The organism is Rhizobium sp. AN68 (assembly GCF_030758035.1).
Taxonomy (GTDB): Bacteria; Pseudomonadota; Alphaproteobacteria; order Rhizobiales; family Rhizobiaceae; genus Agrobacterium; species Agrobacterium tumefaciens.
The window spans coordinates 2565551-2586559 of sequence record NZ_JARWMI010000003.1 but is presented as its reverse complement, the minus strand read 5'-3'; the positions used below and the strand labels follow the sequence as shown (position 1 = coordinate 2586559).

The following is a 21009-nucleotide window of genomic DNA, read 5'->3' as shown; positions in this document are numbered from 1 at the left end:
TTATATGCAAGTTTTCTTAAGGGCATTGCGGTAGTGTCCGGGCTCAAAGGCTCGTCTTTCCGTCCGGCAGAACACTGTGCAAGATAATTTCGCCTACCTTCTCCCCTTCATCATGCTGACATTCGGTGTGGTATTCCTGTTCCTGCAGAGGACCGGCCACGCTTCGGCGCGATATTGGGGTTTCGGATATCTTTCGGCGGCGTTTGGTTTTGCCGCACCTCTAGTGCTTGGCGGCTTGCCCTTCGAAGTACAGGCGATCGTCTCGAACCTGTTGTTTTTCTCTGCCTTTTTTCTCTACGGCCATGCGCTGCTTACCCATTTCGGACGGCCGCTTTATACGACGGCGCGACTGTCGATCGTGGCTGCGGCGGTTTTGCTGGTCTCGTTCCATGTCTTCGTCACACCGGATCTGAAACGTGAGCTGGTCATCGGTGATCTTGTCTGCGCCCTGCTGCTCGCCATCCCGGTCTGGATCGTGCGGAAGCGGCCCCTGGCGCTTGCAGACAGGCTGATGGTGGCGATTGCGTCACTCGTGGTGCTCGAAACGCTGGTGCGCATCGGCATGTTGCTGGTGATGACGCCGAACGGTTCGATGATCGAACTCAGTGAATTCTTCGAATCCGATTATGCTTTCTACATGCAGCTTGCCGCGAGCATATTCGGCTTTCTGCTTGCGCTATCCGTACTCGCGAGCCAGATTTCCGTGACCGTCGACCGGCACCTGCAAGCGGCTGAGCACGATCCGCTGACGGATGTGCTGAACCGCCGTGGGTTCGACCGGCGCGTTACCGATTTTCGCAACGGGACACCAATAGGCGCAGTAATTGCGTGCGACATAGACCATTTTAAGCGTATCAACGATGACTATGGCCACGCCGCCGGCGATATCGTTCTCATCGGCCTTTCAGACCTTCTCAGGAAAAGCGCGTGTAGCGACGCTCTGGTGGCGCGTTTCGGTGGCGAGGAATTCGTGGTTTTCCTGCCCGGCCACACCGCCGCTGCGGCCGGTCACCTTGCCAATGCCATGCGTTTGAACCTTCTGTCGCTGGATTGGCGTAGCCGTGGCGTGGCCACCAAGGTCACGGCGAGCTTCGGCGTTTCAGCTGTCGCAAGAGGAGATCATTCAATTCACGATGCGATCAAACGCGCTGACGACAGCCTGTATGCGGCAAAGCGTGGTGGCCGCAATCAGGTCGTGCTTGAAGGGATGGGTTTGCAGGCGACAGCCGAAGGGCCGTCGCTAAGGGTGATTTCCAAGGTATAATACCGTTCGGCGCGCGGGCTACTTTCCGGCCGCAGCGGTGATCGCCGGCAATAAATCCCGCTCGACGCTGCGGGCATCGAAGGGGCCGACCTTTTTGTAGAGGATCGTGCCGTCGGCGCCGACCAGATAGCTTTCAGGGATACCATAGACACCCCAGTCGATCGCGGCCTTGCCGTTCGGGTCTACGCCTATCGCGGCAAAGGGATTGCCGAGTTCGCCGAGAAAACGAAGCGCGTTGTCCGGTTTGTCCTTATAGTTGATGCCGACGACGGTGATGCGTTTGTCTTTCGCCAATTCCTGAAGGATGGGATGCTCCTGACGGCACGGAATGCACCAGGAGGCGAAGACGTTGACCAGCGTCAGCTTACCCTTGACGGCGGCATCGTTGAGGGCCGGCAGGTTTGAGCCTTCCAGCGGCGGCAGCGACAGTGCGGGCGCCTTGGTTCCGATGAGCGCCGATGGAATGGCGCTGATATCCAGCCCATTGACGTCCTGATCGTAGAGCATCTTGCCGGCGATAATGGCAAAACCGCCGAAAAGCAGAAGCGGCAGAAGCGCCAGGGCATATCGTGTGCGCCCCGTGCTTTTGGCTTTGGTGTTCTGGTCCTGGCTGGCCTGCGTCATCGGGTTTCACCCGCAGAAGCGGCTTTTGCCCTGCGGCGCACGCCGGATGCTTCCAGTTCTTTCAGTTCCCGTTTGCGCGCCTGACCATCCAGGATGACCCAGGCGATGAGACAGAGGACAACAAGGCCGGTCGCCGCATAGGACATGCCGATATAAAAGGCGTGTGTCATGTTCTCATGCCTCCCGGTTTGCCATGCGGGCGGCAAGCCGCCGTTGGGCTGCCACGCGCCGGCGCCAGATTTCGTTGCGCATGGCAGCGATGTGCAACGTGAAGAACAGTAGCGTAAAGCCGATCGCCATGGTCAGAAGCGGCCAGAGAAATTCCGCATCGATTGCCGAGCCGCCCATGCGGATGACGCTTGCCGGCTGGTGAAGCGTGTTCCACCATTCAACTGAAAACTTGATGATGGGAATATTCACAAAACCAACGAGGATGAGCACGGCGCTGACACGGGCGGCTCTGGAAGGGTCGTCCATGGCGCGGTTGAGCGCTATCAGGCCAAGATACATCAGAAAAAGCACGAAGACGGACGTCAGCCGCGCGTCCCATACCCACCAGGTTCCCCACATGGGTTTACCCCAGAGCGAGCCGGTAACAAGCGCAATCAGCGTGAAGGCAGCGCCTATGGGTGCGGCCGCCTTGTGGCTGACATCCGCAACCGGATGACGCCAGACGAGCGTGCCGATCGCTGAGACCGCCATGACGGTATAACACATCATCGAAAGCCAGGCGGAGGGGACATGCACATACATGATGCGCACGGTATAACCCTGCTGGTAGTCGCCATCTGTCGTGAAAGACAGATAGAGACCGGCGGCCAGCACCAGTGCCGTCAGGACCGCAAGCCAGGGCAGAATGCGTGCCGAGAGCGCCAGAAACCGCGTGGGATTGGCGAGATCACTGAATTTGGTGATGGTGAAAGTCTGCTGGTTCATGCCGTTTGTGTAACCCGAGAATGGCTGTCCCGCAATTGATCGCCGTCAATCGTAGATCGGCAATTGCGGTTTCATCAATCCATAACATTGCGCAATGCCAAAGCGGCAAAGAAAGGACCGGTCACGGCTGAAAATAACGTGATCGCGCAGAGAATGAGGAAGGGCGGCAGAAAGGGTGCCGGATCCTGCACCGCCGCATAGGACGCGCTGACGCCGAAGATCAGAACCGGAATGGCCAATGGCAGCACAAGGATGGAGACCAGAAGGCCGCCGCGCGGCAAGGCAACGGCGACAGCGGCACCCACCGCGCCGATGAAGGTAATGGCGGGCGATCCGACAAGGAGTGTGAGCATCACCGCGCCGATCGCCACTTCGTCCATGTTCATGAACAGGCCGATGAGCGGCGAGGCGATGACCAGTGGCAGACCCGTTCCCACCCAATGTGCAAGGCATTTGACGAGCACGGTCAGCACAAGCGGGTTTTCCTGCATGAGTATGAGGTCTAGCGAGCCGTCATCCCGCTCTGCCTGAAACAGCCTGTCGAGGCCGAGGAGGGTGGAGAGCAGCGCGCCGATCCAGACGATGGCCGGGCCGATGCGTGCAAGCAGATTGAGATCAGGCCCGACACCGAAGGGGATGACGGCGACAACGGTCATGAAGAACAAGACGCCGATCAGCGCGCCACCGCCGGCGCGGATGGAGAGTTTCAGGTCGCGGAGGAAGAGGGCGGTCATTGGAGACGCCTCGGTAGGCGGGCATACCCCGCACACGCACCCATCACGCCCAAGCCTCCACACCTGCAAATCCCGTCATCTGCAATTCCCGCGCATTGTCGAGCCCAAGCGGCTGATGGGTGGCAGCCATTACGATGCCGCCTCTCCTCAGGTGGCTCTTGACCAGATCCGTAAAGATGCCGTCCGCTGCTTTGTCGAGCGCCGCGGTCGGCTCGTCGAGAATCCACACCGGCCGCCACGCGATCAAAAGCTTTGCCATGGCAAAACGTCGCTGCTGGCCTGCGGACAGGTAACCGAAGGGCAGGTGGGTGATTCCCGCAAGGCCGACGATGTCTGCTGCCTCATCGATATCGACACCGGCGCCGCCGGTGAAGTCACCGAGAAAGTCTTTCCAGAACCACAGATTCTCCGAAACCGTCAGTTCCGTTTTCATTGCGTTGCGATGGCCGAGATAATGGCAGGCCTCCGATGGACGCATGTCCGCTTCTATTCCTTTGCCGGCTATCTTTACCCAGCCCTGCTCGGGGCGCAGCAGGCCGGCTACAGTGCGCAGAAGCGTGGATTTTCCCGAGCCGTTGTGGCCGGTCAGCACCAGCGCTTCGCCGTCACTTAACTTGAAGGAAATGTTCATGAATATGAAATCTTCGCCGCGTCGCACGCCAAGATTTTCCGCCGTCAAATCCATGCTGCGTTTCCGTATAAGATTTTCATCGTCTCGCATAAAAAAATCGATTTGATTTCCTGAATGGTCTGGCACGTTTCTGAGAAATTATCTATATGGGTGTCAACCACGCCAGCGGCCGGCGTGAACATCATCTTGCGCCGGACTTGACGATTGCGAGGAGCAATTTTCACGTGCGGACAGCGGAAATGGTCGTACCCGCATCCTGATGTGCATGAGTGCATAGGTGTCCGCACGCACGTGTTGGCTATCAGAGTAAGCGGGGTTTTTTATCCATGCCCAAATCACTCGACAGTTTTCATTGTCGTTCCGTCCTTACCGTTGATGGTAAGGACTACGTCTATTTCAGCCTTCCCAAGGCTGAGGCAAACGGCCTGAAGGGCGTTTCCAAGCTCCCCTATTCCATGAAAGTTCTTCTGGAAAACCTGCTTCGTTTCGAGGACGGCCAGTCCGTCACCAAGGAGCATATTCTGGCCGTTGCAGAGTGGCTGAACAATAAGGGCCTGACCGAAAACGAAATCGCTTATCGTCCCGCCCGCGTTCTCATGCAGGACTTCACCGGCGTTCCGGCTGTGGTCGATCTCGCCGCTATGCGCGATGCCATGGTGTCGCTCGGTGGCGACCCGGAAAAGATCAATCCGCTCGTTCCCGTCGACCTCGTGATTGACCACTCTGTTATCGTTGACGAATTCGGCACGCCGACGGCGTTTGCCCGAAACGTCGAGCTTGAATATGAGCGCAATGGCGAGCGTTACCGCTTCCTGAAGTGGGGCCAGCAGGCATTCAAGAACTTCCGCGTAGTTCCGCCCGGTACCGGCATCTGTCACCAGGTAAACCTCGAATATCTCGGCCAGACCGTCTGGACCAAGGAAGAGGACGGCGAAACGATCGCTTACCCGGATACCTGCGTCGGCACCGACAGCCACACCACCATGATCAATGGTCTTGGCGTTCTCGGCTGGGGCGTTGGCGGTATCGAGGCTGAAGCAGCGATGCTCGGCCAGCCTGTCTCCATGCTCCTGCCTGAGGTCATCGGCTTCAAGCTGACCGGCAAGGTGAAGGAGGGCGTGACTGCGACCGACCTCGTGCTGACCGTCGTGCAGATGCTGCGCAAGAAGGGCGTGGTTTCCAAATTCGTCGAATTCTTCGGCCCCGGCCTCGATTCTGATGACGCTGGCCGACCGTGCCACCATCGGAAATATGGGTCCGGAATATGGCGCTACCTGCGGCTTCTTCCCGGTTGATGGCGAGACCATCAACTATCTGACCATGTCCGGTCGCACCAAGGATCGTATCGCGCTTGTCGAAGCCTATTCGAAGGCACAGGACATGTGGCGGACCGGCGACGGTTCCGACCTCGTCTTCACCGACACCCTTGAACTCGACCTCGGCGACGTCGTGCCATCCATGGCCGGTCCGAAGCGTCCGGAAGGCCGTCTGCCGCTCGAAACCATTGCACCGAATTTCGCGACGGCTCTCGAGAACGACTACAAGAAGCCCGGTCAGCTCCACAGCCGCTATGCGGTTGAGGGTGAGGAGTTCGATCTCGGCCATGGCGATGTGGCGATTGCCGCCATCACCTCCTGCACCAACACGTCCAACCCTTCCGTTCTCATCGCTGCCGGCCTTCTCGCCCGCAATGCGGTTGCCAAGGGTCTGAAGTCCCAGCCGTGGGTGAAGACCTCGCTGGCGCCGGGGTCGCAGGTCGTTGCCGAATATCTCGACAAGTCGGGTCTGCAGAAGGATCTCGATGCGATTGGCTTCAACCTCGTCGGTTTCGGCTGCACCACCTGCATCGGCAACTCCGGCCCGCTGCCCGCACCGATCTCCAAGACGATCAACGACAAGGGCCTGATCACGGCCGGCGTTCTTTCCGGCAACCGCAACTTCGAAGGCCGTATCTCGCCCGATGTTCAGGCGAACTATCTCGCCTCGCCGCCGCTCGTCGTGGCCTACGCGCTTGCCGGTACGGTCCAGAAGGACCTGACGAAGGAGCCGATCGGCGACGACCAGAACGGCAATCCGGTCTATCTCAAGGATATCTGGCCGACCTCGCAGGAAATCCAGGAATTTATCCTGAAATACGTCACCCGCGAACTTTACGAATCGAAGTACGCTGATGTCTTCAAGGGTGACGCGAACTGGCAGGCCGTTCAGGTTCCCCCGGGCCAGACCTATGCCTGGGACGACAAGTCGACCTATGTTCAGAACCCACCTTACTTCGTGGGCATGGGCAAGACCGGTACGGGCCTTACGAACATCAAGGGCGCCCGCGTTCTCGGTCTCTTCGGCGACAAGATCACAACCGACCACATTTCCCCGGCCGGTTCGATCAAGGCTGCTTCGCCCGCCGGCGCCTATCTGACGGAGCACGGCGTGGGCGTTGCCGACTTCAACCAGTACGGTACGCGTCGCGGCAACCATGAAGTCATGATGCGCGGCACCTTCGCCAATATCCGCATCCGCAACCACATGCTCGGCCCGAACGGCAAGGAAGGTGGCTACACCATCCACTATCCGTCGAAGGAAGAGATGTCGATCTACGACGCTGCCATGAAGTACAAGGCGGAGGGCGTTCCGCTCGTCATCTTCGCCGGTGTCGAATATGGCAACGGGTCTTCCCGCGACTGGGCGGCGAAAGGCACCAACCTGCTCGGCGTCAAGGCGGTCATCGCACAGTCCTTCGAGCGTATCCACCGCTCCAATCTCGTCGGCATGGGCGTCGTTCCCTTCGTCTTCGAGGAAGGCACGACCTGGGCAAGCCTTGATCTCAAGGGTGATGAAGTCGTCGAGATCGATGGTCTCGAAGGTGAAATCAAGCCGCGTGAAAAGAAGATCGCCAAGATCACCTACAGCGACGGTTCGGTGAAGGAAGTTCCGCTTCTTTGCCGCATCGATACGCTGGATGAAGTGATCTACATGAACAATGGCGGCATTCTGCAGACCGTTCTTCGCGATCTGGTTGCCTGACAAAGCTCAGACCAACAAAGGACGCCGGGATTTTTCCCGGCGTCTTTGCGTTTCATCATCTCTTTTTTTGTGATTGCCACTCACCCCTTCGTGACTTTCTATTGAAGTGGAATAGACGCTATTTTCCGGTTTGCATCCGGTTGGGTTGATCGCATCAATTCGTCTGGATATCTGCTCCGGACAAAGGTTCTTGTAATGCCGCTGAAATTGCCCCTGTCGATATGTCTTCTCGGCACGTTCCTCGTCACATCCGCGCATGCGCAGGAGGCTGTGAAGGGCGTTGTCGAGTTGTTTACATCGCAGGGATGCGCGTCCTGCCCGCCGGCGGACGAAGCATTGCGCAAGATGATCCAGAAGGGTGATGTGGTCGGCCTCTCCTACCATGTCGACTACTGGAATTATCTTGGCTGGACAGATTCCCTGGCATCGAAGGAAAATACAGAACGGCAATATGGCTACATGCGCGCTCTCGGCCGCAACGGTGTCTATACGCCGCAGGCCATCCTGAACGGTCGCGACCACGTCAAGGGTGCGGATGTCCGCGGGATTTACGACAGGCTGGATGCTTTCAAGCGCGAGGGCCAGGGGCTGAACGTGCCGGTCGCATCTAAATTTGCCGGTGACGAGGTGGAGATCGATATTGGCGCCGGCAGCGGCAAGGCCGATGTCGTGGTCGCCTATTTCACGCGCGAACAGACGGTGGATGTGCAGAAAGGCGAAAACCAGGGGAAGAAAATGTCCTACTGGCACAGCGTCTATGACGTGCAGACCGTGGGCATGTGGGATGGTTCACCGATGACGGTGAAGCTTCCGGCGAGCGTGGTGGCAAAGGTGAAAAAGGGTGGCTGCGCCGTGCTGTTGCAAACGGCAAATGCCAGCGGCGATCCGGCGGCAATCGTCGGTGCAAGTATTTTACTGGGGAACGAAACACCCTGATCGCCTGTCTGGCGATGGAAGATCCGATCCGGGCATTGGGGGCTGGGGGTAAAGGGTCAATGCACCGGATCGGGTCATCTTGGTGCCTAGGCATCAATTGACAATAGGACTATTCCATTCAATTCGGGCCATGGTTTGACCGAAATACGGCAGGCCATGCTAAAATGGCTGCCTAAATGGTTACCTTTTTTACCCCTGCTTTTTTCTAAGGCAGCGTCCTTATGGACATCGGCTGGTGTCTTTCTGCGTCCCAGACGCTGGGTTTCGCTGCCGTCCTAAGACCGTAAAACCCTCCTCCAAAGTTGCGATCTCATGTTCAATGGCTGTTCGAGACTTGCAATTTTGTCTTCTCCGGCTCACATTAATCGGACGAGTTGGGTGGAATCGGAGGTATTGGATGACCGATCAACCGGATGTGCAGCAGGTTCAGACCGCTTCACGCGACAGTTCCACCGTTGTCGATCTCCGCGAGTACAAAAAAGACAAAGACCCTCTGCCAATTACATTCCACCGGCGTGAGCTGGACGCGATCCTGCGCATCTATGGCCGCATGGTGGGAGAGGGCGAGTGGCGCGACTATGCCATCGACCACTTGAGGGAAAAGGCGGTATTTTCAGTCTTTAAACGCTCGGGTGAAATGCCGCTCTACAGGATCGAGAAGAACCCAAAGCTGGCGGCGAAACAGGGCGCCTATTGCGTGGTGAATACGGATGGCCGCATTCTCAAACGTGGCCACGAACTGCCGCAGGTTCTCAAGGTTTTCGACAAGGTCCTGAAGCTTATCGAGTGAGATGGGACTACGGGTTACCCATTCCGCCGCTTGATGCCACAGCGGGTTGGGAGACGGTCAGGTTTTGAATTTCTTGTAAATAAAAAGGCGGCCGAATGGCCGCCTTTTGCATGTTTGCCAGTTGGGTTCCTGCCCTTACTTGTCACGGTTGCCCATGAACTGCAGGAGGAACATGAACAGGTTGATGAAGTCGAGATAGAGTGTCAGCGCACCCATGATCGCCTTGCGGCCAGCCACGGCAACTTCGTCGCCATCGAAATACATTTCCTTGATCTTCTGCGTGTCATAGGCGGTGAGGCCAGCGAAGATCAGCACGCCAATCGCGGAGATCGCGAACTGCAGCGCGGAAGAGGCGAGGAAGATGTTGACGATGGATGCGATGATGAGGCCGAACAGACCCATGATCAGGAACGAACCCATGCCCGAAAGGTCTTTCTTCGTCGTGTAACCGTAAAGCGAGAGCGCGCCGAACGAGGCAGCGGTCACGAAGAACGTCTGTACGACGCTCTGGCCGGTATAGACCAGGAAGATCGAAGACAGGGACACGCCCATCAGCGCCGCATAGACCCAGAAGGTCATCTGGGCGGCGGAAACGCTCATGTTCTGGATACGGAAGCTAAGAAAGAACACCAGTCCGAGCGGTGCGAGCATCACAACCCAGCGCAACGGCGATGCATAGAGCAACTGGGCGAAAGCCGGATTGGTGGTCGCGAGCGTGAAGGTAGCGAAGGCAGCAACACCGGTGATGACCAGAGCCAGTGCCATAAGGTTGTAAACCCTAAGCATGTAGGCGCGAAGACCTTCGTCGATCATCGCACCAGTCTGTGCACGGGTCTGGGCCATGCGGTTCTGGTAGTTATTGAAGTCAGCCATTGTTTCCTCTTTTGAGCTCCGTAATTGCTACGGTGTCGGGATACCTCCCGGGCGCCGCTGCGGAGCTTCAGCAAGCCTGCCCAAGAATATGATGGCAGAACGTGTCCGATACAAGGCCTTTCGCAGTCGAAAAGACACCATATGCGCGAAAAGCGCTCACGTTTCAGCGATCATTACAAAGAATTAATCGTTAAAGTTAAGCAGCGCACAACCGAAGATTATTCACCCGCCTGCCGCAAAACCGGAGCAGCCTTCTGCCCGAGAATTCGCCATGTGCCCATGAGGCCGATGCCTACCGTCATGACGAGGGCGACGACGACCGTGCCGATCGCCACATCCGGCAGGAAGCTGGAGGGCAGTTTCATGATGCGGGAAATGACGAACCAGGCGGAGACGCCGCCGGCGAAAAGCGCAAAAACGGCGGTGGCGAGACCGAGCATCATATATTCATAGGAGAAGGCGCGGATCAGCAGGCTGCGTGTACCGCCCAGTGTTTTCAGGATGACCGCATCATGGGTGCGGGCACGGTTCCCGGCGGCAAGAGCGCCGGCGAGGACGAGGACGGAAGCTATGAGCGCAACGGCCGCTGCGGCGCGAATTGCGGTGGCAAGCTGGCCGACCAGCCGGTTGACCACATCGAGCGCGTCCTTCACGCGTACGCTTGTTATCGTCGGGTAGGCGTTGGTGACGGCGCGTAATATCCGGCCCTCCTCGCTTGCGGATGCGGAGGGGTCGGCGAGTGTGGCAAGCCAGGCATGTGGTGCGCCACGGAAGGTATTGGGTGAAAACACCATGACGAAATTGATCGACAGCGATTCCCATTCGACATTGCGCAGATTGGCGATCTTTGCCGTGATGCTGCGGCCGAGCACGTTGACGGTAACGGTGTCGCCGATCTTGAGGCCCAGTTCCTGCGCCTCTTTCGCCGCAAAAGAGACCAGCGGCTCGCCGCTATAATCCGGTCCCCACCATGTTCCTTCGGTCAGCTTGGCGTTTTCGGGAGCATCCTGCGAATAGGTTATGCCCCGATCACCGCGCAGCAGCCAGCGGCCGGATGGCGGCACATCTATCTTCGTCACGTCCTCGCCATTAAGAGCCAGAATGCGGCCGCGCAGCATTGGCACCTCGGTCAGCGTGCCCTGAGGCGCTTCTTGCCTGAGAAGATCGCGGAAACCCTGCAACTCGGTGCCCTGAATATCCACGAAGAAGAAATTCGGCGCTCGTTCCGGCAGGCTGTCGGTCAGTTCGCGGCGCAGGTTGCCGTCGATAAGCGTCAGGGTCACCAGCAACGTCAGCCCGAGGCCGAGGGAGAGAACGACGGAGGGGGTGAGCGCACCCGGCCGGTGAATATTGCCGATCGCCAGGCGAAGGGCGGCGGAATGAACGCGCGGGCTGCGTTTGGCGATGGCCTTGACGCCTGACGCCACCAGTCGCAGCACCACAAACGCGAAGGCGATGGCAGCAAGGAAAACCGAGGCGATGAAACGTTCTTCTGCCGAAAAGATGGCAAGTATGGCCAGCGCAGCCAACAACAAGCCCGTCACTGCGAGATAAGGCCAGGACGGCCAGCTGCCCTCCTCGAACCCCTGCTCTCGAAAAAGGGCGGTCGCGGGAACTTCGCGCGCCTGGCCGAGTGGCACGATGGCGAAGGCAAGTGTCGTCAAGATGCCGAACAGGGCGGCAAGACCAAGTGCTGCCGGATAGAAGGCAAGCTCTTTCGGTACCGGAAGCACACCCTCCAGAAACCGCATGGCGATCAGCGGGGCGATGGCGCCCACAGCGAGGCCGATGATGATGCCAACGGCGGCAATGAACACGATCTGGAAGAGATAGGTCATGGTGACCACGGAAGCCGGCGCGCCGAGGCATTTCAGCGAGGCGATCGTGGTGCGCTTGGAATCCAGGAACGCGCGAACGGCGTTCGCAACGCCGACACCACCAACGATGAGGGCGGTCAGGCCCACCAGCGTCAGGAATTGCGAGAAGCGGTTGACGTTTTCGGTAAGCGATGGCGCTGCCCGGTCACTCGTGCGGATTGACCAGCCGGCATCGGGAAACGTCTTGTTGGCCGCATCGGTCATCGTTGCCCGCGCTGCAGGATCGTTCAGCATGATCTTGTAGGCGTGTTCGACCAGACTTCCGTTCTGAACGAGGCCTGAGGCGAAAAGCGCATCGCGGCTGACCATCAGCCTTGGGGCAAAACCGAAGCCGTCGGACAGGGCATCCGGCTCGTCGACAACCGTGCCGGTCAGTTTCAGCTTCACATTACCGAGAAGGATGTCGTCGCCGACCTTGATGCCCAGCCGCTCCAGGAGAAGCGGCGCGGCCACGGCGCCATAGGTATCGCCGTTCGCAGCCAGAAGCTCGCTCAGAGGGCGGTTTGGGTCTGCTACGAAGGCGCCGTAAAGCGGATAGGCGCCGTCTACGGCCTTCACTTCCGTCAGCGTCTGTTCGGAACCATCGGCAAGGCGCGCCATGGAGCGCAGCCCTGTGGAAACCGCAATTTTGCCGAGGCCATCGAGGTAGGCCCGTTCCTCTGCGGTTGCCTCCCTGTTGCGCAGCTCGAAGCGCACATCGCCAGCCAGTATCGATTGGCCTTCCGTCGCAATCGCGCTGGTGACGGCGCGTGACACGGAGTTGACAGCGGCAATGGCGCCGGTTCCGAGCGCGATGCAGGCGAGGAAAATATAGAAGCCACGAAGGCCGCCGCGAATTTCGCGCCGCGCGAGCCTCAATGCGTTTTTGATGTTGGCAACAGACGGGAGAATGGAGCCGATCATGCCGATACCGCCCGGGCCATATGGGCAGTGGCGCTGTCACCCTCTATCTCGCCGGAGCGCACTTTGATCTGTCTTGAGCAACGGGCGGCCAGTGACGGATCATGGGTGACAAGGATCATCGTCATGCCGCGTTCGGCCTGTTTTGAGAAAAGAAGATCGGCGATCTGCTGGCCCGTATCCGCATCCAGATTGCCGGTCGGTTCGTCTGCGATCAACACGGCGGGGGAGGGTGCAAGCGCGCGGGCGATTGCAACACGCTGCTGTTCGCCACCCGAGAGCTGGCCGGGATAATGGTTGAGGCGTTCGCCGAGACCGACAGCAACGAGTTCCCGTTTGGCGATCTCGAAGGGGTTCGGCACGTTGGCCAGTTCCAGCGGAACGGCTACGTTTTCCAGCGCCGTCATATTGGCGATGAGGTGGAAAGACTGGAAAACGATGCCGATATTCTTGCCGCGGAAATCCGCGAGAGCATCCTCGCCGAGCTTATGCAATTCCGTGCCCGCTATGACGATCTCGCCGCTATCCAGCCTTTCGAGACCGGCAAGCACCATCAGAAGGGTCGATTTTCCCGAACCGGAAGGGCCGACGATCCCCACCGCCTCGCTTTCGCCAATGGCAAGATCGATGCTCTTGAGAACGTGAACGGAGGCGGCGGCGTTGCCGAGCGTGAGGTCGGCCTTCTTAAGCTCTATGATGCTTTTCGTCACAATTCTCGTTCCTATATATGATGAAAACAGTCTGGCGGTGTCGATGCGGACGGTATTTCAGACAATGCAAACCAAGTTAGGAAAGCCGTGATGAGATTTAAAGCTGCCCTGTTTCACTTCATCGTCATTTTCGCCGCCGCCTTTTCCGCCTCGGCGGCCATGGCGCAGGAGCGGACATTGCAACTGGTTGGCCTGGGCGACAGTCTCATGGCGGGTTACCAGTTACCCCCCACCGATGGCTATACGGCACAGCTTGAAGCTGCATTAAAGGCCAAGGGCATCAATGTTACCGTCACCAATGCCGGTGTGTCCGGCGATACGTCCTCAGGCGGTCTGGCTCGGGCGGAGTGGTCGGTTCCCGATGGCACGGACGGGGTCATTCTGGAACTCGGCGCCAATGATGCGTTGCGCGGTATTGCGCCGGAACAGACGGAAAAGAACCTCGACGCCATCATTTCCGGCTTTCAGAAACGCAACATAGCGGTGCTGCTAGTCGGCATTATGGCACCGCCGAACATGGGTGACGATTACGCCAAGCGCTTCAACCCGATCTATCCGAAGCTTGCAGAAAAATACAACCTGCCGCTTTATCCGTTTTTTCTGGATGGCGTGGTGACGGATGATAAGTTGAAGCTGGAGGACAAGATGCATCCCAATACGCAGGGTGTGGCGATGATGGTGGAGAAATCTTTGCCGGCTGTTGAAAGCTTCATCAAGACAATCGGTGCGCAAAAAAAATAAGCACTTGCGCCCGCCTGCATTGCATGATTCGCTATGCTTGTTCTGCCAAGAGATTCGGGGAGCTCGCCATGCCGAGACTGTTTATCGCCCTCGAAATTCCGCGCAATGCGGCTATGAGCCTGTCATTGTTGCGCGGTGGTCTGCCGGGAGCCCGGTGGATCGATGTGGAGAATTATCACATAACCCTGCGTTTTATCGGCGATATCGACGGGAGAACTGCCGATGAAGTCGTTGACAGGCTGGACCGGATCGACAGGCCGGAATTCCAGCTCAGTCTCAACGGGATGGGTTCCTTCGGCTCCAAGAAACCGCATTCGATCTGGGCGGGGGTTTCCCCCTCGCCGGAAATGAATGCGCTTCAGGCGGAGGTCGAGAGGATCTGTCAGAGGATCGGCCTGCCGCCGGATCCGCGCAAGTTCATGCCGCATGTGACGCTGGCGCGGTTGCGCTCTTCACGGCTGGACGATGTGGTGCAGTATCTTTCCGGGCGCGGCAATTTCCGCACATCCGCCTTCACGGTCGGTCGTTTCGTGCTGATGTCGTCCAAGGAATCGGTGGGTGGCGGACCCTACATCGTGGAAGAGGTGTTCCCGCTTCACGAAGCGCGGTCCAGCGCCATCTTCTCGAGCAACGAGCTGCATCCCGCAAAAAGCATGTTGTAGACGACCAGAAATCCGTCGTCGCCACCGAAGTAGGGATCGGGCACGTTTTCGTGGCGTCCCGAAGCGTAGTCCAGGAACAGGTGGATTTTGTGCTTCCGGTTTTCGGGCGCCTTTCGGAGCAGTTTCGCGAGATTTCCTCCGTCCATGGCAAGGATGAGATCGAAGGTCTCGAAATCGGCCTGGCTGACCTGCCGTGCACGCTGCAGGGAAATATCGATGCCATGCTTGCGGGCGATTGCGATGGATCTGCGATCCGGGGCGGTACCGGTGTGCCAACCGCCGGTGCCGGCGGAATCGACAGTGAGTTGGCGAGATACGCCTTCGGTTTCGGCAAGGTTTGTCAAAATGCCTTCGGCAAGCGGTGAGCGGCAGATATTGCCCATGCAGACAAAAAGAACGGCTGTATGTTTCATTGAATATGCGTCGATCCGGTCGTTGAGGCGTTAATGTTTGTCCGAAACAGCGGATCGCATGTCAAGCGGAGGCAAGATGCATGAAATATCCCAGACTTGAACCGGAAGCCGTCCGGCAGGCGCTTTTAAAACTCGAAGGCTGGTCCTTGCGCGAGGACGGGGCGGCAATCGTCCGGTCGTTCAAATTTGCGAGTTTTGCGGAGGCTTTTGGTTTCATGGCCGAGTCCGCACTCGTGGCAGAAAAGCTCAATCATCATCCAGAATGGTCCAACGTCTATTCGCGCGTCAGGGTCTGCCTCACCACCCACGATTCGCAGGGCGTTACCGAGCGGGATTTTCTGCTCGCGGAGGCCATGCAGAAGGCGGCAATGGGCCGTGGGAATTGAACGGCGGGCTTTAACTCCCATATAATAACCGTGACCGGAGGACCGTCGATCATGGATGATGTGAAAATCGGTGAAATTCTTTTGCCCGGGGAAACGGGCAGCCAGGGCGAACGCGAACGCGTCGTGCGCGCCAAATTCTGGCCGAAGCTGAAGCGTGTGATGACCAAGGTGCCCTTCGCGCGCGATGCGGCAGCAGCCTATTATTGCGCGATCGACCGGGATACTCCGCTGCGTGCCAAGGGCATTATTCTGGCCGCGCTTGCCTATTTCATCATGCCGTTTGATGCCATACCGGACATGCTGGCGGTCGTTGGTTTTACCGACGACATCGCGGTCATTACGGCCGCGCTTGCGATGATCCGCGCCCACATCAAGATGGAGCACTACGATGCAGCGGATGCCATGCTGAAACGGCAGCAGGAGGCCGAATAACACGTCTGTGATGACGAGGCTCCTCGGAGCCGGGCAGGTGACAAATTGTTGCCTGAATTTGTGTGTCATAGACATGACGGGGAGGGCGTGCCACGCCTTTCTTCTCAGGGTGCGGGCGTAGCCGATCTGTAACACTTCAAGACGTTTTCGGCATTTTATACGTGTTGTTGACGGTTTGGTAACCGCTTCCTGACCACAATGAGAAAAGACGATCCGCACCTGAACGTGGCCGATCCATAAACATGGAGCCCGCCGCTGCTTCGGGCCAATGGAAGACAATAACCCGGCAGGAAATTCTATGTTTGTAAGAAGTGTAGCAACCGCAGTGGCCATTTTGCTGACCAGCGTCGGCGTAGCATCTGCACAGTCGCCCACGCGCATCCAGCAGTTCAATGCATGGGGCGCCTATTCGTACAAATCGGGCAACAGCACCGTCTGCTACGTTCTTTCCATCCCCACTTCCAAGGAACCGGCGAGCGTCGATCACGGCGATATCTTCTTCATCGTGTCGCAGCGTCCGGGCCAGAATATTTCCTACGAGCCGCAGGCCATGGTGGGTTACCCGCTGAAGCAGGGCTCCAAGGTCAATGTCACGATCGACAACAAGAACTTCGTGATGTTTACCAAGGACAAGGCTGCCTGGGTTGAAAATGCTGCCGAAGAACCCGCTCTCGTGGCCGCGATGAAGGGCGGCAAGTCGATGACGGTGAAGGCGGTCTCCGGCCGCGGCACCGCGACTTCCTATTCCTATTCGCTTTCGGGCATTTCGGCTGCTTTCAAGCAGATCGAAAGCTGCAAGTAATCCTGACGCTTCGTCAGCTTTGTGATTGGCCGGTCATCGACCGGCCATTTGCGTTTTTGCTTGTTTGATGCTAAAGGCGCGGCAACATTGACAGGCGGATGCGCGAAAAGTGCTCCGCCTTTGATTTTCTCGACATGCAGACGATTTTCCGCCTTTCCTAAAGGCCGGTCGTGCGATGCATTGGATGATGGGATAGCGTGATGTCCGTATTGCATGCCCCTGCCGGTCTGGCAGTCAAAACTCCCCTGATCGCCAATAGCGATCTCATGTCCGGCAAGCCGTCGCTGATCGGCATGACGCGGGAGGAAATGGGCGAGGCGCTGGCCGAGATCGGCGTGCCGCAGAAGCAGGTGAAGATGCGTGTCAGCCAGTTGTGGAACTGGCTGTATGTGCGCGGCGTCTCGGATTTCGACAACATGACCAATGTTGCCAAGGAACTCAGGGAAAAGCTGAAAGCAGCCTTCACCATTGCCCGCCCGGAAATCGTCGAGGAGCAGATTTCCAACGACGGCACCCGCAAATGGCTGATGCGTTTTCCGCCGCGCGGTGCGGGACGTCCTGTCGAGATCGAGACGGTCTATATTCCCGAAGAAGGACGCGGCACGCTTTGCATTTCGAGCCAGGTGGGCTGTTCGCTGACGTGTTCCTTCTGTCACACCGGCACGCAGCGTCTGGTGCGGAACCTGACGGCCGAAGAAATTCTCTCCCAGCTTCTGCTCGCCCGCGACCGGCTCGGCGATTTTCCTGACGGTTCGACGCCGGTCGGCGCCTACGTGCCGAGTGAAGGCCGCAAGGTCTCCAACATCGTGATGATGGGCATGGGCGAACCGCTCTACAATTTCGAACATGTGAAGACCGCACTTCTGATCGCCACCGATGGTGACGGCCTGTCGCTCTCCAAGCGTCGCGTGACCCTGTCCACCTCGGGCGTCGTGCCGGAAATCTTCCGCACGGGCGATGAGATCGGCGTCATGCTGGCGATTTCACTGCATGCGGTGCGCGACGATCTGCGCGACATGCTGGTGCCGATCAACAAGAAATACCCGCTGAAGGAGCTGATCGAGGCTTGCCGCAATTATCCGGGTGTCTCCAACGCCCGCCGCATCACCTTCGAATATGTGATGCTGAAGGATGTGAACGACAGTCTGGAAGACGCCAAGATGCTGGTGCAGCTTCTGAGGGGCGTTCCAGCCAAGATCAATCTCATTCCGTTCAATCCGTGGCCAGGCACGAATTACCAGTGCTCCGAATGGGCGCAGATCGAGAAGTTCGCGGATTTCATCAATCAGGCGGGTTACGCTTCGCCGATCCGTACGCCGCGCGGCCGCGATATTCTCGCTGCCTGCGGCCAGCTGAAATCGGAATCCGAGCGCATGCGCAAAACCGAAAGGCTGGCTTTCGAGGCGATGATGATTGCCAACCACGGTGCAGACGACTGAATCGACGCCAATCGCGGCAGAAAGCTTGGTTCGTTACGGTTCTTTGATTGATTTCGGGCGGTCTTGTTTCTAATAAGACGGCAATAAGAAACCAACTGGAGGATACCTATGCGTGCATTCATTCTGGCGCTCGCGGCCGCGAGCGCCCTCGTTCTGCCAGCCAAGGCTGAAAACGTCACCGTTGCCGTCACCGCCATTGTCGAACATCCGGCGCTTGACGCCGCACGTGACGGCGTCAAGGCAGCGCTTGCCGAAGCCGGTTACAAGGAAGGCGAGAACCTCAAGTTCCTCTACGAGTCCGCGCAGGGTAATCCAGGCACCGCAGCGCAGATTGCGCGTCAGTTCGTGGGCGAAGCCCCCAATGTCATCGTGCCGATCTCCACACCGTCCGCCCAGGCTGTCGTTGCAGCGACGCGCGACATTCCGGTTGTCTTCACGGCTGTTTCCGATCCGGTTGGCGCACAGCTGGTTAAGGACATGCAAAAGCCCGGCCGCAACGTGACCGGACTTTCCGACATGCTGCCGGTTGCTGAGCATCTGGCGCTGATCAAGGAAATTTCGCCCAACGCCAAGTCCATCGGCTTTATCTACAACTCCGCCGAGGCCAACTCCGTCTCGACGCTTGCAGCGCTGAAGGCTGAGGCCGAAAAGGCCGGCCTGAAGGTCGTTGAATCTGTCGCCACAAAATCCGCCGAAGTGCAGGGCGCGACGCGCGCACTGGTCGGCAAGGCCGACGTGATCTACGTGCCGACCGACAATACCATCGTTTCCGCTTTCGAGGCGGCAGCTGGCGTTGCGAGTGAGGCGAAAATTCCGCTTTATGCCGCCGATACGGATTCCGTTGCGCGCGGTGCGGTTGCGGCTCTCGGCTTCAATTATTTCGACGTTGGCAAGCAGACCGGCGCTGTCGTTGTTCGCATTCTTAAGGGTGAGAAGCCCGGCGACATTCCGGCAACCGTTGCCGTCGGCACCGATCTGGTGATCAACAAGAAGGCTGCTGAAAAAGCTGGCGTCACCTTCCCCGAAAGCGTGACGAAGCGCGCCACCAAGGTCATCGACTAAACCGGACTTCGGGCGGCGGTCACTCGCCGCCCGCTTTGCGCGGCACGCAACGGTGCCCGTATCCGCCGACGCGGCGGCAATAACAAGGACATTACCGTGAGCCAAATCGCTTTCTGGGGTGCCGTGGAACTGGGACTGGTCTTCGCCTTCGTGGCGATCGGCGTCTATCTCGCTTTCCGGGTACTTGATTTTCCTGATCTGACCGTTGACGGTTCCTTTCCGCTCGGCGCAGCCGTTGCGGCCGTGATGATCATCGCCGGCCTCAATGCGTGGGTCGCGACGGCGATTGCGATGGTTGCCGGCGCCGGTGCTGGCATCGTTACGGCCACGCTCAACGTTCGGTTCAAGATACTCAACCTGCTTGCGTCAATCCTGACGATGATCGCGCTATTTTCGGTGAACCTTCGGGTGATGGGAAAACCGAATGTGGCGCTGCTCAATCAGGATACGATGATCTCGCCGTTCTACGGTCTCGGTCTTTCCGAATATCTCGTGCGGCCACTCTTTATCGGCGTTCTGGTGTTGCTCGCTGTCATTCTCGTCTGGCGTTTCCTTGAGAGCGACGCGGGCCTTGCCATGCGGGCGACGGGCGCGAATGCGCGGATGGCGCGCGCCCAAGGGGTGAAGACAGGCAACCAGATCTATCTTGGCATGGCGCTTTCGAATGCACTGGTCGCGCTCGGCGGCGCGCTTTTTGCGCAGACCAATGGCTTTGCCGATGTGACTGCCGGTGTCGGCACCATCGTCGTCGGGCTTGCGGCCGTCATCATCGGCGAAACGCTGTTCGGCTCGCGGGGCATTCTGATTGCGCTCATCGGCTGTGTTTTCGGCTCCATCGCCTACCGCCTTGCTATCCAGCTCGCTTTGTCGAGCGATGTGCTGGGTCTCAAGGCCTCCGATCTCAATTTCGTTACGGCGGTATTGGTAGCCATTGCATTGATCCTGCCTCGACTGCGCCGCGGGGGAGCAACATCGTGATTTCCCTTTCCGACATTCAGGTCATCTTCGGGCGTGGCACACCGCTGCAAAAGCAGGCGCTGGCCAAGATTGATCTTACCATCGAGGATGGTTCCTTCGTTACCGTGATCGGCTCCAACGGTGCCGGCAAATCCACGCTTCTCGGCGTTCTCGCGGGCGATGTCCTGCCGACGGCCGGAAAGGTGATGGTTGGTGGCGCCGATGTCACACGCAAAACAACCGCCAGCCGGGCTGGGCGGGTGGCGCGCGTGTTTCAGGACCCACTGGCTGGCAGCTGTGGCGCGCTCACAATTGAGGAGAACCTTGCGCTTGCGGCGTCTCGCGGAGAGCGTCGCGGCTTGTTGCCGGCGCTTGGGCGCGGCAGGCGGGATTTCTTCAAAGAGCGTATCGCTTCGCTCAATCTCGGTCTGGAAAATCGTTTGAAGGACCGCATGGACCTGTTGTCCGGCGGGCAACGGCAGGCGGTCTCGCTTGTCATGGCAACGCTTTCCGGTTCGGACGTGTTGCTGCTTGACGAACATACGGCAGCACTCGATCCCGGCATGGCGGAGTTCGTGATGGAGCTGACCCGCAAGGTGGTTTCCGAGCGCAAGCTGACGACACTGATGGTTACCCATTCCATGCGTCAGGCGCTGGACTATGGCGACCGCACGATCATGCTGCACGCCGGTGAGATCGTGCTCGATGTGTCCGGCGAAAGCCGCAAGGGTCTTCAGGTCGAAGATCTTATCGACATGTTCCGCAAGATACGCGGCCAGACGCTTGATGACGATGAGCTATTGATCGGCTGATGAGTTA

Annotated in this window: 21 protein-coding genes and 1 pseudogene; 13 read left to right on the top strand and 9 right to left on the bottom strand. The window is 58.5% G+C overall.

Features of this window, described 5'->3' with window-relative positions; genetic code table 11:
- Positions 1 to 76 precede the first annotated feature (76 nt).
- Entirely contained in the window at positions 77 to 1264 is a 1188-nt protein-coding gene (locus tag RBH71_RS25595) for a GGDEF domain-containing protein (RefSeq protein WP_003516628.1), read from the top strand.
- Positions 1265 to 1282: 18 nt separating this feature from the next.
- On the opposite strand, the gene RBH71_RS25590 is transcribed toward RBH71_RS25595, so the two are convergent.
- From RBH71_RS25590 to ccmA, 5 genes are all read right to left on the bottom strand, one after another.
- Positions 1283 to 1888 (bottom strand): DsbE family thiol:disulfide interchange protein, encoded by a 606-nt coding sequence (locus RBH71_RS25590; protein ID WP_013636917.1) that lies wholly within the window; start codon positions 1886 to 1888, stop codon positions 1283 to 1285.
- Complete coding sequence (gene ccmD / locus RBH71_RS25585; protein WP_003516630.1) at positions 1885 to 2058, bottom strand: heme exporter protein CcmD; 174 nt, start codon at positions 2056 to 2058, stop codon at positions 1885 to 1887. The genes RBH71_RS25590 and ccmD overlap by 4 nt, the downstream gene beginning before the upstream one ends.
- 4 nt (positions 2059 to 2062) lie before the next feature.
- The gene (locus RBH71_RS25580) at positions 2063 to 2824 is read right to left on the bottom strand and encodes a heme ABC transporter permease (protein ID WP_003516631.1); all 762 of its coding nucleotides are present in this window, start codon (positions 2822 to 2824) and stop codon (positions 2063 to 2065) included.
- 74 nt (positions 2825 to 2898) lie between these two features.
- A complete protein-coding gene (ccmB, locus tag RBH71_RS25575; RefSeq protein WP_003516632.1) occupies positions 2899 to 3558 on the bottom strand; it encodes a heme exporter protein CcmB in 660 nt (219 codons plus the stop codon).
- 43 nt (positions 3559 to 3601) lie between these two features.
- The gene (gene ccmA / locus RBH71_RS25570; RefSeq protein ID WP_323687547.1) at positions 3602 to 4243 is read right to left on the bottom strand and encodes a heme ABC exporter ATP-binding protein CcmA; all 642 of its coding nucleotides are present in this window, start codon (positions 4241 to 4243) and stop codon (positions 3602 to 3604) included.
- Between the two features lie 272 nt (positions 4244 to 4515).
- Here ccmA and acnA point away from each other — a divergent pair.
- From acnA to RBH71_RS25555, 3 genes and pseudogenes are all read left to right on the top strand, one after another.
- Positions 4516 to 7210, top strand: a pseudogene (acnA, locus tag RBH71_RS25565) (aconitate hydratase AcnA).
- Positions 7211 to 7405: 195 nt separating this feature from the next.
- A complete protein-coding gene (locus RBH71_RS25560) occupies positions 7406 to 8146 on the top strand; it encodes a DUF1223 domain-containing protein (protein ID WP_003516643.1) in 741 nt (246 codons plus the stop codon).
- A 397-nt stretch (positions 8147 to 8543) separates the two neighbouring features.
- Positions 8544 to 8936: a DUF2794 domain-containing protein gene (locus RBH71_RS25555; protein ID WP_003516645.1), complete on the top strand. Its 393-nt coding sequence runs from the start codon at positions 8544 to 8546 to the stop codon at positions 8934 to 8936.
- Between the two features lie 135 nt (positions 8937 to 9071).
- Here RBH71_RS25555 and RBH71_RS25550 read toward each other — a convergent pair whose 3' ends face one another.
- The 3 genes from RBH71_RS25550 to RBH71_RS25540 all read right to left on the bottom strand — a co-directional run bounded on the left by RBH71_RS25550 (position 9072) and on the right by RBH71_RS25540 (position 13296).
- Entirely contained in the window at positions 9072 to 9809 is a 738-nt protein-coding gene (locus RBH71_RS25550) for a Bax inhibitor-1 family protein (RefSeq protein WP_003516647.1), read from the bottom strand.
- A gap of 218 nt (positions 9810 to 10027) precedes the next feature.
- Complete coding sequence (locus RBH71_RS25545; protein WP_111800710.1) at positions 10028 to 12589, bottom strand: ABC transporter permease; 2562 nt, start codon at positions 12587 to 12589, stop codon at positions 10028 to 10030.
- Positions 12586 to 13296: an ABC transporter ATP-binding protein gene (locus tag RBH71_RS25540; RefSeq protein WP_003516652.1), complete on the bottom strand. Its 711-nt coding sequence runs from the start codon at positions 13294 to 13296 to the stop codon at positions 12586 to 12588. The genes RBH71_RS25545 and RBH71_RS25540 overlap by 4 nt, the downstream gene beginning before the upstream one ends.
- Before the next feature lie 90 nt (positions 13297 to 13386).
- Here RBH71_RS25540 and RBH71_RS25535 point away from each other — a divergent pair, with 90 nt between their 5' ends.
- Complete coding sequence (locus RBH71_RS25535) at positions 13387 to 14037, top strand: arylesterase (RefSeq protein ID WP_003516653.1); 651 nt, start codon at positions 13387 to 13389, stop codon at positions 14035 to 14037.
- A 68-nt stretch (positions 14038 to 14105) separates the two neighbouring features.
- A complete protein-coding gene (gene thpR / locus RBH71_RS25530; protein WP_003516655.1) occupies positions 14106 to 14699 on the top strand; it encodes an RNA 2',3'-cyclic phosphodiesterase in 594 nt (197 codons plus the stop codon).
- Here thpR and RBH71_RS25525 read toward each other — a convergent pair.
- On the bottom strand, positions 14633 to 15112 hold the full coding sequence (locus RBH71_RS25525; protein WP_035252380.1) for a low molecular weight protein-tyrosine-phosphatase: 480 nt from the start codon (positions 15110 to 15112) through the stop codon (positions 14633 to 14635). The two genes, thpR and RBH71_RS25525, sit on opposite strands and share 67 nt — an antisense overlap.
- An 80-nt stretch (positions 15113 to 15192) precedes the next feature.
- Between RBH71_RS25525 and RBH71_RS25520 the strand changes: the two genes are divergently transcribed.
- The 7 genes from RBH71_RS25520 (at position 15193) to RBH71_RS25490 (ending at position 21002) form a co-directional block, all read left to right on the top strand.
- Complete coding sequence (locus RBH71_RS25520) at positions 15193 to 15498, top strand: 4a-hydroxytetrahydrobiopterin dehydratase (RefSeq protein WP_003516658.1); 306 nt, start codon at positions 15193 to 15195, stop codon at positions 15496 to 15498.
- 51 nt (positions 15499 to 15549) lie between these two features.
- A complete protein-coding gene (locus RBH71_RS25515; protein ID WP_003516660.1) occupies positions 15550 to 15930 on the top strand; it encodes a YkvA family protein in 381 nt (126 codons plus the stop codon).
- Positions 15931 to 16228: 298 nt separating this feature from the next.
- A complete protein-coding gene (locus RBH71_RS25510) occupies positions 16229 to 16732 on the top strand; it encodes an invasion associated locus B family protein (protein ID WP_003516662.1) in 504 nt (167 codons plus the stop codon).
- Between the two features lie 266 nt (positions 16733 to 16998).
- The gene (rlmN, locus tag RBH71_RS25505; protein ID WP_075807724.1) at positions 16999 to 18171 is read left to right on the top strand and encodes a 23S rRNA (adenine(2503)-C(2))-methyltransferase RlmN; all 1173 of its coding nucleotides are present in this window, start codon (positions 16999 to 17001) and stop codon (positions 18169 to 18171) included.
- Between the two features lie 108 nt (positions 18172 to 18279).
- The gene (locus tag RBH71_RS25500) at positions 18280 to 19233 is read left to right on the top strand and encodes an ABC transporter substrate-binding protein (RefSeq protein WP_003516666.1); all 954 of its coding nucleotides are present in this window, start codon (positions 18280 to 18282) and stop codon (positions 19231 to 19233) included.
- Positions 19234 to 19329: 96 nt separating this feature from the next.
- The gene (locus RBH71_RS25495) at positions 19330 to 20211 is read left to right on the top strand and encodes an ABC transporter permease (RefSeq protein ID WP_003516669.1); all 882 of its coding nucleotides are present in this window, start codon (positions 19330 to 19332) and stop codon (positions 20209 to 20211) included.
- Positions 20208 to 21002, top strand: a complete 795-nt coding sequence (locus RBH71_RS25490) for an ABC transporter ATP-binding protein (RefSeq protein ID WP_003516671.1) — start codon at positions 20208 to 20210, stop codon at positions 21000 to 21002. Before RBH71_RS25495 ends, RBH71_RS25490 begins: the two co-directional genes overlap by 4 nt.
- Positions 21003 to 21009 lie beyond the last annotated feature (7 nt).